Raw genomic sequence first — 15654 nt, 5'->3', positions numbered from 1 at the left:
CCGTTCTCGCTGGAATGTCCGCGGCGATCCTCGCGCTCACCCCAATCACCAACCCGATCGGTGGTCTCGCGGCGTTCGCGGGACTCACCGCCGGTGATTCTCCGGCGGCGGTGCGCTCGCAGGCCTGGAAGACCGGCATCTACGTGTTCGCCATCCTCACCGTGTTCGCGGTCAGCGGCTCGCTCATCATGCGTTTCTTCGGCTTCGACCTGCCGTCCCTGCAGATCGCGGGCGGCCTGGTCGTCGCACACTCGGGCTTCTCGATGCTGGAAAACAAGCGCCGCGCCACCCATGAGGAGGCCCAGCACGCGACGGCAAAGCCGGACGTGTCCTTCTCCCCCATGGCGTTGCCGCTCATCGCGGGCCCCGGCTCGATCGGCGTCGTCATCGCGCTGGCCGCCCGCAACACGGCCGTCGGTTTCCACATCGGCATCGTCCTCGGGATCGCGGTGACGGCCGCCCTCATCGCGGCGCTGCTGCGCTACGGCACTCCCTGGATCGACAAGCTGGGCGCCACCGGCGTCGGCGCGATCGTACGCATCATGGGCTTCCTGATCCTCGTCATCGGCGTCGAGCTCATCATCCACGGGGTACGCGCACTCCAGCTCTTCTAAGCTCTCGCCCGCCCCGGCCTCATTGCGCGCCATACCCCAATGTCGCACGTAATTCCCCTCTGATCCATTCCGCGAATTGTCTTGTTTCGTTGCTATTTCAAGGGTGGATACTAAAAAACATAAAAGGTTGACACGGGAATTACGTGCGAAATTTGGGGGCAGCCGCACGGGAACACGAAAGCCCGCCCCGGCCTCGTCGAAACGACGCCGAAGCGGGCCCGGGAACGCCCGGCTCGCACCGAGCCAGACATCCGTACTCAGGGGATGCGGTGCACCCACTCCTCGCGCGCGAACTTCGTCTCGCAGCGCTTCCGCGCGACCTCAAGATCCGCCTCGGTGATGGTGCCGACCGTGGCGTTGTACTTCTCCTTGAAGTGGTCGAAGAAAGCCTGGAGGATCTCCTCACGCGCCATGCCGGTCTGGGAGCGCATGGGGTCCACGCGTTTGACGGCGCTGCGGGTGCCCTTGTCGCGGATCTTCTCCATGCCGATGCGCAGAACCTCGTTCATCTTGATGGCGTCGATGTCGTAAGCCATGGTCACGTGGTGGACCATGTAGCCGTTCGCCCAGCGCTTCTGCGCGGCGCCGCCGATCTTTCCGTACTCGGAGGCGATGTCGTTGAGCGGCACGTACGTGGCCTTGATGCCCAGCTTGTCCAGGACCTCCATGACCCACTGATCCAGGTACGGGTAGGCCTGCTCGAAGCTCATCCCCTCCACCAGGGCGGTGGGAATGACGAGCGAGTAGGTGATGCAGTTGCCGGGCTCCATGAACATGGCGCCGCCGCCGGTGACGCGCCGAGACACGGTGATGCCGTAGCGCTCGACCCCGTCCTGTTGGATTTCGTTCTGGTAGGACTGGAAGGAGCCGATGACGACCTGGGGGCCGTTCCACTCCCACAGGCGCATGAAGGGCTTGCGGCGCCCCGCGGCCACGTCCTCGACCAGGGTTTCGTCCATGGCGACGTTGATCATCGGGTCGACGACGGGGCCGTGGATGACGTCGAAGTCGATGTCGTCCCACGACAGGGCGGCGCCCAGCGCGCGGCGCACGGCNCGTTCTCGCTGGAATGTCCGCGGCGATCCTCGCGCTCACCCCAATCACCAACCCGATCGGTGGTCTCGCGGCGTTCGCGGGACTCACCGCCGGTGATTCTCCGGCGGCGGTGCGCTCGCAGGCCTGGAAGACCGGCATCTACGTGTTCGCCATCCTCACCGTGTTCGCGGTCAGCGGCTCGCTCATCATGCGTTTCTTCGGCTTCGACCTGCCGTCCCTGCAGATCGCGGGCGGCCTGGTCGTCGCACACTCGGGCTTCTCGATGCTGGAAAACAAGCGCCGCGCCACCCATGAGGAGGCCCAGCACGCGACGGCAAAGCCGGACGTGTCCTTCTCCCCCATGGCGTTGCCGCTCATCGCGGGCCCCGGCTCGATCGGCGTCGTCATCGCGCTGGCCGCCCGCAACACGGCCGTCGGTTTCCACATCGGCATCGTCCTCGGGATCGCGGTNATGCCGGGGCCGCCCTTGGGACCCTCGTACAAGATGACGACGACGTCGCCTTCCTTGACCTGCTTGCTGAGGATGGCCTCGACGGCTTCCTCCTGGGATTCGACGACGAAGGCCTTGCCGACGAAGTGGAAGAGGGACTCGTCGATGCCGGCGGACTTGATGATCGCGCCGCCTGCGGCGATGTTGCCGTAGAGGACGGCCAGGCCGCCGTCCTTCGTGTAGGCGTGGTCGACGGAGCGGATGCAGCCGGAGACGGAGTCGGTATCGAGGGACTCGAACAGGTTGGCGGTCGAGAAGGCCTGGGTGGTGCGCACGCCGCCGGGGGCGGCGAGGAAGCGGTGCTTGGCCTCGTCGGTGACGGTCCCCCTGCGCACGTCCCACGCGCCCAGCCAGTTCTCCAGGTTGTCGGAGTGGACGGAGTGGACGTCGCGGTGGAGCAGGCCCGCGCGGTCGAGCTCGCCGAGCAGGGCGGGGATGCCGCCGGCGCGGTGGACGTGCTCGATGTGGTAGGTCGTGGAGTTGGGGGCCACCTTGCACAGGCAGGGCACGCGGCGCGAGATCGCGTCGATGTCGTCGAGCGTGAAGTCAACACCGGCCTCGTGGGCGATGGCGAGGATGTGGAGCACGGTGTTGGTGGAGCCGCCCATGGCAACGTCCAGGCTCATGGCGTTCTCGAAGGCTTCCTTCGTGGCGATGGAGCGCGGAAGGACCGAGTCGTCTTCATTGTCGTAGTAGGCGCGGCACATGTCGACGATGCGCGTGCCGGCCTCGGTGAAAAGCTTCTTGCGTTCGATCTGGGTGGCCAGGGTGGTGCCGTTGCCAGGCAGGGCCAGGCCGATGGCCTCGTTGAGGCAGTTCATGGAGTTCGCGGTGAACATGCCGGCGCAGGAGCCGCAGGTGGGGCACGCGTTGGCTTCGACGGTCGCGAGCTGGTTGTCGCTGACGGAGTCGTCGACGGCCATGACCATGGCGTCGATGAGGTCGAGGCGGTGCTCGACGACGCCCTCGACAGCGGCGCCGGACTCCATGGGGCCACCGGAGACGAAGATGGTGGGGATGTTCAGGCGCATGGCGGCCAGGAGCATGCCGGGGGTGATCTTGTCGCAGTTGGAGATGCACACGAGGGCGTCGGCGCGGTGCGCATTGACCATGGTTTCGACACAGTCGGCGATGAGGTCGCGGCTGGGCAGGGAGTAGAGCATGCCGTCGTGGCCCATTGCGATGCCGTCGTCGACGGCGATCGTGTTGAATTCCTTGGCGACGCCGCCGGCCGCTTCGATGGCTCCGGCGACGAGGTCCCCCATGTTCTTCAGGTGCACGTGGCCGGGTACGAACTGGGTGTAGGAGTTGGCGATGGCGATGATCGGCTTGCCGAAGTCGCCGTCCTTCATGCCGGTGGCGCGCCACAGGGCGCGAGCTCCGGCCATGTTGCGGCCTTGGGTGGATGTTGCCGAGCGCAGCGGGCGACTCATGATGTGCCTTTCTTTTGCCTTGTAATGAGTCAACAGTAGGAGTGTGAGCGTCGCGTTTCCGTGCGGGTTTCGTCTCATGGACGAGGCCGGGGCTCAGGTCGGGTGGTTTTCGCGCGGTATTCCGTGGGCTGTGGCGAGCGGTGCTGTGTGTCAGAGGATGGACGCTTGCGTGCTGTGTGCGTGGGAAAACGCAAGGGGTATGTGCATGAAATAGCACGCAATCGTCCGAGTGGTTGATTACATTGGTCACGGATCGGACAATCGCCTTCGTCGCCAAGGCGCGAACCGTAGGCTGAAGGCACAGAAAAGAGAAAGGACTGCGATGACGATTCGCACCACTCATGTTGGTTCCCTGCCCCGTACCCCCGAGTTACTTGACGCAAATCGTGCGCGCCGCGAAGGTTCTCTCGACGAAGCTGATTTCGCGTCGCTGCTGCAGGATCAGGTTGACGGCGTCGTCAAGCGTCAGACTGAGATCGGCCTGGATATTGTCAATGACGGCGAGTACGGCCATGCGATGATCGACACGGTTGATTACGGCGCGTGGTGGACGTATTCCTTCTCCCGTTTCGGCGGGCTGTCCTTTGAGGACGTACAGCGTTTTGATGTGCGTCCCCCGGCTGGCCGCGATGGGCGCCTGTCCTTCTCGTCGTTTGCGCAGCGCCGCGACTGGCAGCGTTTCGCGGACGCGTACGGCGACCCGGATTCGGGCATTCACATTGCGAACCGCAACCCGATTGCGTTCCCGACGATCACGGGCGAGCTGACCTACATCGGCGCCGAGGCCGTGGAGCGCGACATAGCGGGCACGAAGCACGCGCTGGAGGCAGCGGGCAAGCCCGTGTCGGATGGTTTCGTGGCGGCGATTTCGCCGGGTTCGGCTGCTCGCGTGGCCAACGCGTTCTACGAGGACGACGAGGCCGTGGTGTGGGCATGCGCGGATGTGCTGCGCGAGGAGTACAAGCGCATTACGGACGCTGGTCTAACGGTGCAGATTGACGCGCCGGATATTGCGGAAGGCTGGGATCAGATGAACCCGGAGCCGTCCGTTGAGGATTATCGCACGTTCTCGCGGGTGCGTATTGACGCGCTGAACCACGCGCTGGAGGGCATTGACCCGGATCTGGTTCGTTTCCACGTGTGCTGGGGTTCGTGGCACGGCCCACACACGACGGATATTGCGTTCAAGGACATCGTGGATCTGGCCCTGCTGGTCAACGCGAATGGCCTGACGTTCGAGGCGGCGAACGCTCGCCACGCGCACGAGTGGACGATCTGGCGGGACACCCCACTGCCCGAGGGCAAGTACCTGATCCCGGGCGTGGTGTCACACTCGACGAACGTCGTGGAGCACCCGGAGCTGGTTGCTCAGCGCATCCGCCAGTTCGCGGACATCGTGGGCGACGAACGAGTCGTGGCGTCGACGGACTGTGGCCTGGGCGGCCGTATCTACCCGTCGATTGCGTGGGCGAAGCTGGAGGCGCTGGCGCAGGGCGCTCGTCTCGCGTCGAAGTGATCGCCTGATTGCTGGCCTGGGGCGCGCGGGGTGGATCTTTGTCCGCCCCGCGCGCTTTTTCAGGGTTTTTTCAGGTGACTTTCCATGTTTTTTGAGCTTCGCCTCACACAATATAGCGTGTGCCGCAGCCCCTGTTTCCGGGTCGGCCTGCCGCGGTGGGGATCGCACGCCGCGTCGAGTTCCGGGACCGGGGGCTGGTGTGCGTCCGATGCTTCTACTCCGTTAATACAAATGCCCCCTGTTTGTCGTCGTCACTGGCCGATGGGTACGTAGATGGGTACGTAAGGGTGATCGCGACTACAATTGGCGTATGAGCGTCCTCGTGATTCAAAACGACCCGATTGTTCCGGTGGGTCAGCTGTCCGCCTTCCTCGGCGGTCACGAGGTGGTGCGCGCGTGGGAAAATACCAAATACCTTCACGATCAGGCCGTCGCTACCCTGCCGGATGCCCTGATTCTGCTCGGCGGGCGCGCTAACGCCTACGACGACGAGGCGTGGCCGTGGCTGGAAGACGAGCGTGAACTCGTGCGCCGCTGCGTACGCGCGAACGTGCGCGTCCTCGGTATCTGTTTGGGGGCCCAGCTGATCGCAGCCACCTTCGGCGGGCGCGTCAGCGTCGCGGATCCTTGCGGCCCCGAATACGGGGTCATCTCCCTTACCTGGGGTACAAACGATCAAGCGGGCGGGGGTGGGGCCGTCCCCTTACGCATGGCCTTGGCGTCGACCCACACGGTCTTCGCCGATCATGGCGACGCCATCGTCGAGCTCCCTCGCGGAGCGCGCGAGTGGGCACGCTCAGACAAGTACACGCAGATTTTCTCCTTCGGTAGCGCGCTCGGTGTCCAGTTCCACCCAGAGGTCACGCGCGAAAGCGCAACCGTGTGGGCGCAGAACAACGACGAGGTTGACACCGAGGACATCGTGGCGGGTTACGACGCCCACGAGGGGGAGCTGGCGGATACCTGTAAGACGCTGGCCGACTGGGTCAGCGGCATCTTCTGACATACACAGAATCGCAGTGCGGGCGCCCCCACGCGGCGCCCGCACTGCGATTGACAGTCGGGTCTCATCGCAGCGAGCGAAACTGAGACCCAATTTTTAGTTTAAGCGAATATTCAGGAACATGAAGGCTTTGTCAGGAACCAAGACCATCACGTGGATAGGCTTGACAACGAGGGTCGCCGTAGCGTCGTCTCAGCGCGTCATATTCCGATCAGGGGGCACCGACCTGCACGAATGAACCGGTGCCGTACGCCCACACGCGACGTTCGGCTGCCGAAACAAAAACGGCCTGCCCGCGGCTCAGCCCCACTGCCTGTCCCCCCTGTTCCTCGCTCACGTGCAGGGTCACTGAGCCGGAGGTCGCGATAATAATGCGCGGTCCCTCTCCGGGCACCACAACCTCGTCTACACGCGACGCGTGCGTGCCTGGCGCCAACGTCGTCACGGACAGCTCGAATTCCTGGGCGGGCGCCAGGAAACGATCCGTCGTCGCCGAAGGATGCTCGGGGGCCACGCGCACGGGCGGCAACGCTGAGAACTCGGTAATCTCCACGAGCTGTGCGGAATCCACGTACTTTCGGGTCAGGCCCGCGCGCACGACGTTGTCGGAGGAGGCCATGACCTCGATGCCCAGGCCTGACTGGTAGGCGTGGATCTGGAGCGGCGGAATGTAGACGGCCTCGCCGGGGCGCAGCGACACCGGGTTCATGAGGAAGGCGACGATGATGCCCGGGTCACCCGGGTGTTTCTCCCCTAGGACGCTCACGAGCGTGTCTGTGCGCGGCGAGGGTGAGTCCCCCGAAGCGAGGCGCGCGCGGCACGAGGCCACGAACTCGGCAATGCGCTCGGGCGTCGCCGGGGAATCCTCGTCAAAGAGCCAGGTTGCCAAGGAACGAAGGCCTCCGCGCACGGTCGAGAGCTTCAAGCGGTGGCGCAAGCGCTCAGCCAACTCCCCCTCTAGGCCAACCAGGAGCTCACGCGCCTTGCGCGGCACGCGGAAGCCCACAAGCGCACTGAACTCCGTGAGCGCGTAAATCATCTCCGGCTTGTGGTTCATATCCCTGTACACGCGGCGCGGATCCGTGCGTTCAATCCCGAGGACCTCTTCGCGCAGGTAGCCCTCGCGCGCAATCTCCTTCGTCGGATGCACCTGCAGGGACAGAGTTTGCGCGGGCGCAATAATTTTCGCCAGGTAGGGCAACGTCGAACCGAATGCGTAGAGCAGGCCACCTCCCAGCGCATGCTTGGGATCGACGTCGATAAAGTCGGCGAGTGTGTCACCGTCCGTCAGCAGCGTCGGCCCGTCCGGGTGAGTACCGAACCACACCTCCGACACCGGTTCGTCCCCGGCGGCGGCGCCCAAGAACTCCGGAATCGCGTTCGTGGACCCCCACGCGTCAGCTTTCGTCCAGCCGATCAATCTTTCCATAGGGTGAATCCTATCGGTATCGGACTCGCAAAGAGGCGAGGCGCGAGGCCGTGGCACTATTCCCGCGCCCACGCGGCTTTCAGGCGCTAGGTTGGGCGTCGGTTTCGCGTGCTTCGAGCATGGCGAGTGCGCCGCCACACGCGTGCAGCTCGGCGTAGGTACCGGTTTCCACGACGCGGCCCGCGTCCATGACAATGATCAGGTCGGCGTCGCGCACGGCACTGATACGGTGGGCGATCTCGACGATGGTGCGGCCCTTCGCGACGCGGGCGATGCCCTCGCGTACGCGCGCCTCGGTGACCGGGTCAACCTGGCTCGTGGCCTCGTCGAGGACGTAGATGGGCGCGTCGCGCAGGAGCGCGCGTGCCAGGGCCAGGCGCTGACGCTGGANTACGACGGGCGCGCGGTCAGTGATCGCGAAAACGCGGGCGGCGGACGCGAAAGCTTGGTCCAGGTCGGCTGCGAACTCTTCAACCGCGAGGACCGGACCGAAAGCCCCCAAAGCGATGCCGATGGCGAGACCCGCCTGCGGCAACGTCAGCGTACCGGCGTGCACGCCCGAGCCCGCCACCATGGCGACGGTGACGATTCCGATTCCAACGGCGGCCTGGTTGAGGCCTCGGCGCAGAGCGATCCAGCGGCCCTGAGTGCCAAGGCTAGCGTCGATGCGCGCTTCAATCTGGTCCATTTCGGCCTCGCGGCGGCCTTGCGCGCCGAACGCCAAGACTTCTCGCACGCCCTGCACCGAGTCGGTCACGTGGGCAGCGATGGCGCCGCGAGCCTCGCGCAGCTCGCGGGCAGCGCGAGCGGTCAAACCCGACCCCAGGAATGGGATGATGACACCAACGGTGAGCAGGAAGGGAGCCAGCACGACAGCTGTCGTCCAGGAGACGACCGAACCCATCCACACGACGGTGAGGACCGGCACGATGAAGGCCGTCGTGACAGGAGCGAGGGTGTGGGCGAAGAAAACCTCGACGCGGTCGATGTCTTTTGTCACGCGGTTCATAATGTCGCCCGAATCCAGGCGATCCGTTCCGGCAGGAGCCTGAGGTTCAAGCTGGTCGTAGAAATAGTTGCGCAGCATCGCCAGGGAGTGGAAGGCAACGAAGTGACCGGCGAACTGCTCGAGGTAGCGGGCTGCGCCTTTCAAGAGACTCAGACTCACGGCACACGCGATGATGAAGGGAATGGACCAGGCGCTGGTGCCGGTAGCCAGGCTCGCCACGGCCCAGCCGCCCAGCGCGAACAGGCCAATGCCGATCAGCAGAAAGACGATGCGCGCGGCGATTGAGAGAGCCAATGGGGCCAGCACTCGGCGCGTAATCGATAGGAGTCGAAGGGACAGCTTCCAGCGGGTCATCGGATCGTTCCTTCCTGGAGTGTTGCGACACGGTCGGCGTCCTTTATCGTCGCGTCTCGGTGGGAGATCGTCAGGGTCGTGCGCCCGGCGCACACCGAATCGAGGGACGCCAGGATTTCACGCTCGGAGGCAAGATCCACGTGCGCGGTTGGTTCATCCAGGATCATGATCGACGCGTTCTTCAAGAAGGCGCGGGCGATCGCGATGCGCTGTGCCTCGCCGCCGGACACGGCCAGGCCTCGGGCGCCCACGCAGGCGTCGAGGCNCGCTCGCCTGTGGGGCGGCGAGGAGCAGGTTGGCGCGCAGGGTGTCGTTGAACAGGTAGGGGCGTTGGGGAGCGGAGGCGACCACGGTGCGCAGGTCATGCAAGGATACGTCGGCGATGTTCGTTCCGCCGATGCTAACGGCACCGGAAGCGGGATCCCACGTGCGCGTGATGAGCGAGGCCAGGGTGGACTTGCCGGACCCGGAAGCTCCCACAATCGCGGCGTGCGTGCCCGCAGGGATGTGGATATTGACGCCCTCCAGGACCGTGGGAGCGGGCGCAGGCGCGGTCTCATCCGTCGGGTAAGCGAAGCTGACGCCGGTGATGTCGATGTCGCCGGGCGTCAGGGGCTTGGGATCTGCCGGGTCCGCTACGACGGGCGCGCGGTCAGTGATCGCGAAAACGCGGGCGGCGGACGCGAAAGCTTGGTCCAGGTCGGCTGCGAACTCTTCAACCGCGAGGACCGGACCGAAAGCCCCCAAAGCGATGCCGATGGCGAGACCCGCCTGCGGCAACGTCAGCGTACCGGCGTGCACGCCCGAGCCCGCCACCATGGCGACGGTGACGATTCCGATTCCAACGGCGGCCTGGTTGAGGCCTCGGCGCAGAGCGATCCAGCGGCCCTGAGTGCCAAGGCTAGCGTCGATGCGCGCTTCAATCTGGTCCATTTCGGCCTCGCGGCGGCCTTGCGCGCCGAACGCCAAGACTTCTCGCACGCCCTGCACCGAGTCGGTCACGTGGGCAGCGATGGCGCCGCGAGCCTCGCGCAGCTCGCGGGCAGCGCGAGCGGTCAAACCCGACCCCAGGAATGGGATGATGACACCAACGGTGAGCAGGAAGGGAGCCAGCACGACAGCTGTCGTCCAGGAGACGACCGAACCCATCCACACGACGGTGAGGACCGGCACGATGAAGGCCGTCGTGACAGGAGCGAGGGTGTGGGCGAAGAAAACCTCGACGCGGTCGATGTCTTTTGTCACGCGGTTCATAATGTCGCCCGAATCCAGGCGATCCGTTCCGGCAGGAGCCTGAGGTTCAAGCTGGTCGTAGAAATAGTTGCGCAGCATCGCCAGGGAGTGGAAGGCAACGAAGTGACCGGCGAACTGCTCGAGGTAGCGGGCTGCGCCTTTCAAGAGACTCAGACTCACGGCACACGCGATGATGAAGGGAATGGACCAGGCGCTGGTGCCGGTAGCCAGGCTCGCCACGGCCCAGCCGCCCAGCGCGAACAGGCCAATGCCGATCAGCAGAAAGACGATGCGCGCGGCGATTGAGAGAGCCAATGGGGCCAGCACTCGGCGCGTAATCGATAGGAGTCGAAGGGACAGCTTCCAGCGGGTCATCGGATCGTTCCTTCCTGGAGTGTTGCGACACGGTCGGCGTCCTTTATCGTCGCGTCTCGGTGGGAGATCGTCAGGGTCGTGCGCCCGGCGCACACCGAATCGAGGGACGCCAGGATTTCACGCTCGGAGGCAAGATCCACGTGCGCGGTTGGTTCATCCAGGATCATGATCGACGCGTTCTTCAAGAAGGCGCGGGCGATCGCGATGCGCTGTGCCTCGCCGCCGGACACGGCCAGGCCTCGGGCGCCCACGCAGGCGTCGAGGCCTCCGGGCAGGGAGTCGACAAACTCGCCCAGGTGTGCTGCGCGCAGGGCTTCGATGAGTTGGTCGTCGGTGGCAGTGGGAGCAGCCAGGAGGAGGTTGTCGCGCAGGGTACCGGAGAAGAGATAGGTGGTCTGTTCGACGACGGCGCTCTGGGCGCGTACCCACGACAGGGGCGCGGTAGCCAGATCCACGCCGTTGAGGCTCACCTGTCCGCGCGTGGGTCGCAGGAATCCTTGCAGGAGTGCGGAGATCGTGGATTTGCCGGCGCCGGAGGGTCCAGCCAAGGCGACGTGCTCGCCCGGGTTCACTGTCAGGTTCGCGTCGCGCAGGACGGGGGTGTCCTTGGTGTAGGAGAAGGACACCTCAGACAGGTCGATCTCCCCGGGGGCGGAAGGGATCGCGGGGATGCTGACGCCCTTTGCATCCGCAACGGGCGGGGTCTGCGCGATGAACTTCTTGATTTCCTTGTTGGCTGCGATGCCTCCCATGCCGATGTAGAAGAACTGGCCGATGCGGTCCAGCGGGTCGAGCATGATGGAGGACAGGAGCACGAGGCAAAGAGCACCTCCGATGCTCACGGCTCCCTGCTCGTAGCGGATGAGGGCTAGTGCGATCGCTCCGGTGATCATGCCGAGAGAGAAGACAGAGTCAATGACGAGAAGGATCAGCTGGTTGCCAGCCAGGTAGCTCATGACTTTCGAGCGTACTTCTTCGGCTGCCTGCGCCAGTCGCTGACCCATGTCCTTGCCTGCGTTCATGAGGGCAAGGTCACCCAAGCCCTGAATCGCATCGAGTTCTTTAGCAGCGAGTTGGCGCGAGGCACCCCGGTAGCGATCGGACACCGGCTTAAAAGCGTGACGGAAACCCAAGACGCATACCGCAACGAGAGGAATCGCAGTAGCTAGAAGAGCCCCAGAGATAGGATCGAGCGCGAGTGCAACGACGATGACAACGAGGATCGGTATGGTGAGGGACGCGATCATGGGGGCCAGGAAAATTCCTTTATAGGCAGCCACACGCTCCACGCCATCGGTGGCCGAGTTGACGACGCGGCCCGCACGCTCGTTGGTGCGCTGCGTCGGCCCCAGGGCGAAGACCTGACGGATCATCGTGTGCCGCAGACTTGGCTCCAGTTCTTTCATGGCGGTCGCGCCGAACGCACTGACAAGCCACGCGAAGAAACCGGAGGCCAGTGCGCCCGCCAGAGCGAGCCACCACGTCGACCAGGCGCGACCGCCCACGACATCGTCGATGCCCCAGCCGATCGTTAGGTAGGCGAGCGCCAGGCATAGGGCCGCCGCCCACGAGCAGACGACAATGATCGCGCGTTTCATAGTTCTCCTATCACCACGACACACACGTGCATGTAAAGAAGGATACCCTTACTTTGGTTCTGACACTACCGTCACGAAGGTGGCGCCTGACGAAAATGAGACGGCTTGACACAGCTACGGCCTCGTCGATGGACGAGGCCGTGGCTAGGGGATGCGATCAGGCTCAGGCCAGGCGGTACGTCCAGCCGTAGGGATCCTCCGCGCGGCCCCACTGGATGTCGGTCAGACGCTTGTGAATCTGGCGGGTCTTGTCCCCCACCTCAATCTCCACGTCAAAGTCGTCGCCAGCCAGGCGCGTGATCGGGGTGACCACGGCGGCCGTGCCACAGGCGAAGACCTCGGCAACAGCGCCCGAACGGATCCCGTCCACGACCTCGGACAGGGCGATCTTCTCCTCGCGCACGTCCACGCCCTGGTCGCGCAGCATGCGCAGGATCGCGCTGCGGGTGCCGCCCTCGAGGATGACTCCGGTGAGCCCGGGGGTGCGGATAGTGCCGTCGGCCATGACGACGAACATGTTCATGCCGCCCAGCTCCTCGAGGTACTTGCCCTCGTACGTGTCCAGGAAACAGACCTGAGAGAAGCCCTTGGCCTCGGCCTGGATCTGGGGCAGCAGGGAGGCCGCGTAGTTGCCGCCAGCCTTCGCAGAGCCGGTGCCGCCGGGGCCCGCGCGGTGGTATTCGCGCTCCACCCAGATGGCGACGCCCGACAGGCCGCCCTTGAAGTAGGGACCCGACGGCGAGCCGATGACATAGTAGTCGACAACGCCCGCGGGATGCACGCCCACGAACTCCTCTGACGCAAACATGAAGGGACGCAGGTAGAGGGAGGAGCCATCGACGTCGGGCACCCACTTGACGTCCGTGCGCACGTAATCCACGAGGGAGGCCACGAAGTCCTCGCGGCTCAGCTCGGGCAGCGCCAGGCGGCGCGCGGAGTGGTTCAGGCGCGCAGCATTGTAGCCGGGGCGGAACGTCCACACGGACCCATCCTCACGCTTGTAGGCCTTGATGCCCTCAAACACGGACTGGCAGTAGTGGAAGACGGATGTTCCGGGGGTCAGATTGAGCGGACCGTACGGGATGACTTCGCGGTCGCTCCAGCCTCCCTCGCGCGTCCAGCGCATGTGGGCCATGTGATCCGTGAACTTCTTACCGAAGGCCAGGGTCGACATGATCTCGTTGTACTCTTCCGGCGTCGCCGGGTAAGGGTTGTGGGTCACTGGAAAACGACCGGCCAGCTTGTCGGCGCTGGGCAGGGCCAGGTCGCCGGCGGCCTCAAGCTCCGTGGGGGTGTGCTGCGTCGATGCCATGAGGTCTCCTCTGATGGTTTTTCACGAATATGGTGCCAGAATATGCCCGCGATTCACACCGAGGCCGATTGGTTTCGGCATGTGACCCACTCCCCCACCTGCTGTGGACGTTCTCACCCCAAGGAAGACTCATTCGTAGTGGGTCCACATGCGCAGGACGCGGACGGTGCGCTCTTCTTCGAACACCTCGTAGACGAGCCTGTGCTGAATGTTAATTCTGCGCGAATACATCCCGGCGAGGTCGCCCACGAGGCGCTCGTAGCGGGGAGGCGTCGCGAACGGGTCCTCTTTGAGAAGCTCGATGAGAGCCTGCGCTTTCGCTTTCAGGCCGCTGGCGGAGAGCTTCTTCGCGTCCTTCGCGGCCTGTTTGGAGAAAACGAGCCGCCACATCGCTACCACTCCACGTCATCGAGTGCGTCGTCGAGGTCTTCGCGAGCGGCTTCCTTCAGACTGTCCGTCATTCCGGGAATCCCCTGCAGGTACAGGGTTTCCTGAATCGCGGACCAGTCGTCCTCGCCGATGAGAACGGCGTTTCCGCGACGTCCGGTGATCGTGATCGGGGTTGACTCCTCATTCACGGTGTCGATGAGCCGATACAGGTTCGAGCGCGCGGCGGTAGCACTGACAGCAGTCATGATGTCCCTTTCCATCACCATCATAACGTACGCTTTCACGCACGCATAGTCTGTGCGCAGCGATGCTGTTGAAAGGATACGATCAACGCATGACAACTCTGCCTGACTCCCTCGCCTGTGCCCTGCCCTCCCGCGAGCGCCGCTCCCCCGGCCTGGAGCTTCAAGACGGGCGCTGGACGGCAGCCGCGAAGTCGGGCCTGTACGTCTTCGGCGCCGAGGCCTCGTCCGGTGACGGGCACCCCTCCCCGGAGCACTTCCCCTGGTNAGCCGTCGAAGGAGCGCAGCCACACGCTCATGTGCACGATGCGCTCCAGGGCATCCTCCAGGTCCGAGCGCGCCACCGCGGGCCCGTACCAGTCCAGCGTGGAAGCGACGACCGCCGCGCAGTGCTCGTCGTCGAAAAGATCGGCGGGGTCGAGCTTGCGGGTCGCGACCGCGTCCTCCATGTCGTGCACCGAGTAGGCGATGTCGTCCGACAGATCCATGATCTGGGCCTCCAGGCAGCGCCGCCCCGCAGGCGTACCCTGGCGCATCCATGCGAACACGGGCGCGTCGTCCGGATAGACCGAGAACTTGCGCGTCGACTTGGCCAGGTCAGGGCCGCCGGACTTGACCCACGGGTACTTACAGATCGCGTCAAGCGTCGCGCGCGACAGGTTCAGGCCCGCTGGCACGCCGCCCGGCCCGATCACCTTCGGCTCCAGGCGGGTCACGACGCGCAGGGTCTGGGCGTTGCCCTCNGCGTTCCCGGGTGCTCGCCCGGAATCAGTGCACGATAAAGACACGCTCGAAGGGGTCGACGGACAGGCCCTGCTCGAGGATCGTCCGGCTCCACTCGCGCGCGCTGAACAGGGAGTGATCGCGGTAGTTGCCGCAGGAGTACACGTCCGTGCCCGGAACGTCCTCCCAGGTCACCTCCTCGGCGATGGCGTGCAGCGACGAAGCGATGGCGGCCGTCACCTCACGGACGGTGGGGGTGCCCCACATGATGAGGTGGAAGCCCGTGCGGCAGCCGAACGGCGAGCAGTCGATGACGCCGTCGATGCGGTCGCGCAGCAGGGATGCGAGGAGATGCTCGATGGTGTGCAGACCAGAGGTCGGGATCTCGCCGCTGTTAGGCTGAACGAAGCGCACGTCGAAATTCGAAATCTGGTCGCCCTTCGGGCCGGACTCCACGTTGATGAGGCGCACGTAGGGCGCCTTCACGGCGGTATGGTCCAGGGTGAAGCTCTCCACTTCTGCCATGAGTTAGTCCCTTTCGGTGTAGTTTTGCCTGCGTTGCTCCAGACGCATGAGCGACCGGAAGACCTCAGAATACTGCGGGTCCTCCTCATTCATGCGCGACAGGGCCGCACGTGTTTCACCTAACTGCCTGGTCAGGTCCATGCGCACCATCGCGGCGACGACGCCGCGACAATAGGAACGCACGTCCCCCTCGCCCGCAACTGGTAGCGGATTGACCGCCAGCTCCGTGACCGACGGAGCGATAAACTCCCCCGCCGCCTCCAAGATAACCTGCACGAAGTGGCGCGACGCCGCCAGGGTCGCGTTCTCTCCCGGGCCGAAGTGGGCCTCGGCCTGACGCATCATCTGCGTG

10 protein-coding genes and 6 pseudogenes are annotated in these 15654 nt (G+C 64.8%); 4 read left to right on the top strand and 12 right to left on the bottom strand.

All coding sequences use genetic code 11. The features are described from left to right. On the top strand, positions 1 to 614 hold a 614-nt coding region (locus BQ7477_RS05040; RefSeq protein WP_200783477.1), incomplete at its 5' end, for a MarC family protein. A 257-nt stretch (positions 615 to 871) separates the two neighbouring features. Here the strand turns inward: BQ7477_RS05040 and BQ7477_RS05035 are convergent. Next, positions 872 to 1669: pseudogene (locus BQ7477_RS05035) on the bottom strand (lipoate--protein ligase family protein); the annotation flags it as partial. Positions 1670 to 1683: 14 nt separating this feature from the next. On the opposite strand from BQ7477_RS05035, the pseudogene BQ7477_RS05030 reads away from it, so the two are divergent. Continuing rightward, positions 1684 to 2118: pseudogene (locus BQ7477_RS05030) on the top strand (MarC family protein); the annotation flags it as partial. Positions 2119 to 2123: 5 nt separating this feature from the next. Here the strand turns inward: BQ7477_RS05030 and ilvD are convergent. After that, positions 2124 to 3548, bottom strand: a pseudogene (gene ilvD / locus BQ7477_RS05025) (dihydroxy-acid dehydratase); the annotation flags it as partial. Between the two features lie 367 nt (positions 3549 to 3915). Here ilvD and BQ7477_RS05020 point away from each other — a divergent pair. After that, positions 3916 to 5109, top strand: a complete 1194-nt coding sequence (locus BQ7477_RS05020) for a cobalamin-independent methionine synthase II family protein (RefSeq protein WP_073983049.1) — start codon at positions 3916 to 3918, stop codon at positions 5107 to 5109. 310 nt (positions 5110 to 5419) lie between these two features. Next, positions 5420 to 6112 (top strand): type 1 glutamine amidotransferase, encoded by a 693-nt coding sequence (locus tag BQ7477_RS05015; RefSeq protein ID WP_073983048.1) that lies wholly within the window; start codon positions 5420 to 5422, stop codon positions 6110 to 6112. Positions 6113 to 6323: 211 nt separating this feature from the next. Here the strand turns inward: BQ7477_RS05015 and manA are convergent, their stop codons facing one another. The 10 genes and pseudogenes from manA to BQ7477_RS04960 form a co-directional block, all read right to left on the bottom strand. Then, complete coding sequence (manA, locus tag BQ7477_RS05010) at positions 6324 to 7541, bottom strand: mannose-6-phosphate isomerase, class I (RefSeq protein WP_073983047.1); 1218 nt, start codon at positions 7539 to 7541, stop codon at positions 6324 to 6326. A gap of 79 nt (positions 7542 to 7620) precedes the next feature. Next, complete coding sequence (locus BQ7477_RS05005) at positions 7621 to 8904, bottom strand: ABC transporter transmembrane domain-containing protein (protein ID WP_073983046.1); 1284 nt, start codon at positions 8902 to 8904, stop codon at positions 7621 to 7623. Then, a pseudogene (locus BQ7477_RS05000) lies at positions 8901 to 10512 on the bottom strand (amino acid ABC transporter ATP-binding/permease protein). The gene BQ7477_RS05005 and the pseudogene BQ7477_RS05000 overlap by 4 nt, the downstream one beginning before the upstream one ends. Beyond that, positions 10509 to 12110: an ABC transporter ATP-binding protein/permease gene (locus tag BQ7477_RS04995; RefSeq protein WP_073983045.1), complete on the bottom strand. Its 1602-nt coding sequence runs from the start codon at positions 12108 to 12110 to the stop codon at positions 10509 to 10511. The pseudogene BQ7477_RS05000 and the gene BQ7477_RS04995 overlap by 4 nt, the downstream one beginning before the upstream one ends. Before the next feature lie 163 nt (positions 12111 to 12273). Further along, positions 12274 to 13422 (bottom strand): branched-chain amino acid aminotransferase, encoded by a 1149-nt coding sequence (locus tag BQ7477_RS04990; RefSeq protein WP_073983044.1) that lies wholly within the window; start codon positions 13420 to 13422, stop codon positions 12274 to 12276. 129 nt (positions 13423 to 13551) lie between these two features. Continuing rightward, complete coding sequence (locus tag BQ7477_RS04985; protein WP_073983043.1) at positions 13552 to 13812, bottom strand: Txe/YoeB family addiction module toxin; 261 nt, start codon at positions 13810 to 13812, stop codon at positions 13552 to 13554. Between the two features lie 2 nt (positions 13813 to 13814). After that, complete coding sequence (locus tag BQ7477_RS04980; RefSeq protein WP_073983521.1) at positions 13815 to 14057, bottom strand: type II toxin-antitoxin system Phd/YefM family antitoxin; 243 nt, start codon at positions 14055 to 14057, stop codon at positions 13815 to 13817. 266 nt (positions 14058 to 14323) lie between these two features. Next, positions 14324 to 14806 (bottom strand): annotated as a pseudogene (locus BQ7477_RS04970) (deoxyguanosinetriphosphate triphosphohydrolase); the annotation flags it as partial. 16 nt (positions 14807 to 14822) lie between these two features. After that, positions 14823 to 15302, bottom strand: a complete 480-nt coding sequence (locus BQ7477_RS04965) for an S-ribosylhomocysteine lyase (protein ID WP_073983042.1) — start codon at positions 15300 to 15302, stop codon at positions 14823 to 14825. A gap of 3 nt (positions 15303 to 15305) precedes the next feature. Further along, a pseudogene (locus tag BQ7477_RS04960) lies at positions 15306 to 15654 on the bottom strand (DNA primase); the annotation flags it as partial.

Origin of the sequence: Actinomyces bouchesdurhonensis, assembly GCF_900128465.1 — a bacterium.
GTDB lineage: Bacteria > Actinomycetota > Actinomycetes > Actinomycetales > Actinomycetaceae > Pauljensenia > Pauljensenia bouchesdurhonensis.
Note: the sequence above shows the minus strand (reverse complement) of the source record. Positions and strands in the feature narration are given on the sequence as shown.

Bases quoted from the DNA above. Each gene is read 5' to 3' on its own strand.
- BQ7477_RS05020 (WP_073983049.1), top strand. From the start codon at position 3,916: ATGACGATTCGCACCACTCATGTTGGTTCCCTGCCCCGTACCCCCGAG.
- BQ7477_RS05015 (WP_073983048.1), top strand. From the start codon at position 5,420: ATGAGCGTCCTCGTGATTCAAAACGACCCGATTGTTCCGGTGGGTCAG.
- manA (WP_073983047.1), bottom strand. From the start codon at position 7,541: ATGGAAAGATTGATCGGCTGGACGAAAGCTGACGCGTGGGGGTCCACG.
- BQ7477_RS04995 (WP_073983045.1), bottom strand. From the start codon at position 12,110: ATGAAACGCGCGATCATTGTCGTCTGCTCGTGGGCGGCGGCCCTATGC.
- BQ7477_RS04990 (WP_073983044.1), bottom strand. From the start codon at position 13,422: ATGGCATCGACGCAGCACACCCCCACGGAGCTTGAGGCCGCCGGCGAC.
- BQ7477_RS04985 (WP_073983043.1), bottom strand. From the start codon at position 13,812: ATGTGGCGGCTCGTTTTCTCCAAACAGGCCGCGAAGGACGCGAAGAAG.
- BQ7477_RS04980 (WP_073983521.1), bottom strand. From the start codon at position 14,057: ATGACTGCTGTCAGTGCTACCGCCGCGCGCTCGAACCTGTATCGGCTC.
- BQ7477_RS04965 (WP_073983042.1), bottom strand. From the start codon at position 15,302: ATGGCAGAAGTGGAGAGCTTCACCCTGGACCATACCGCCGTGAAGGCG.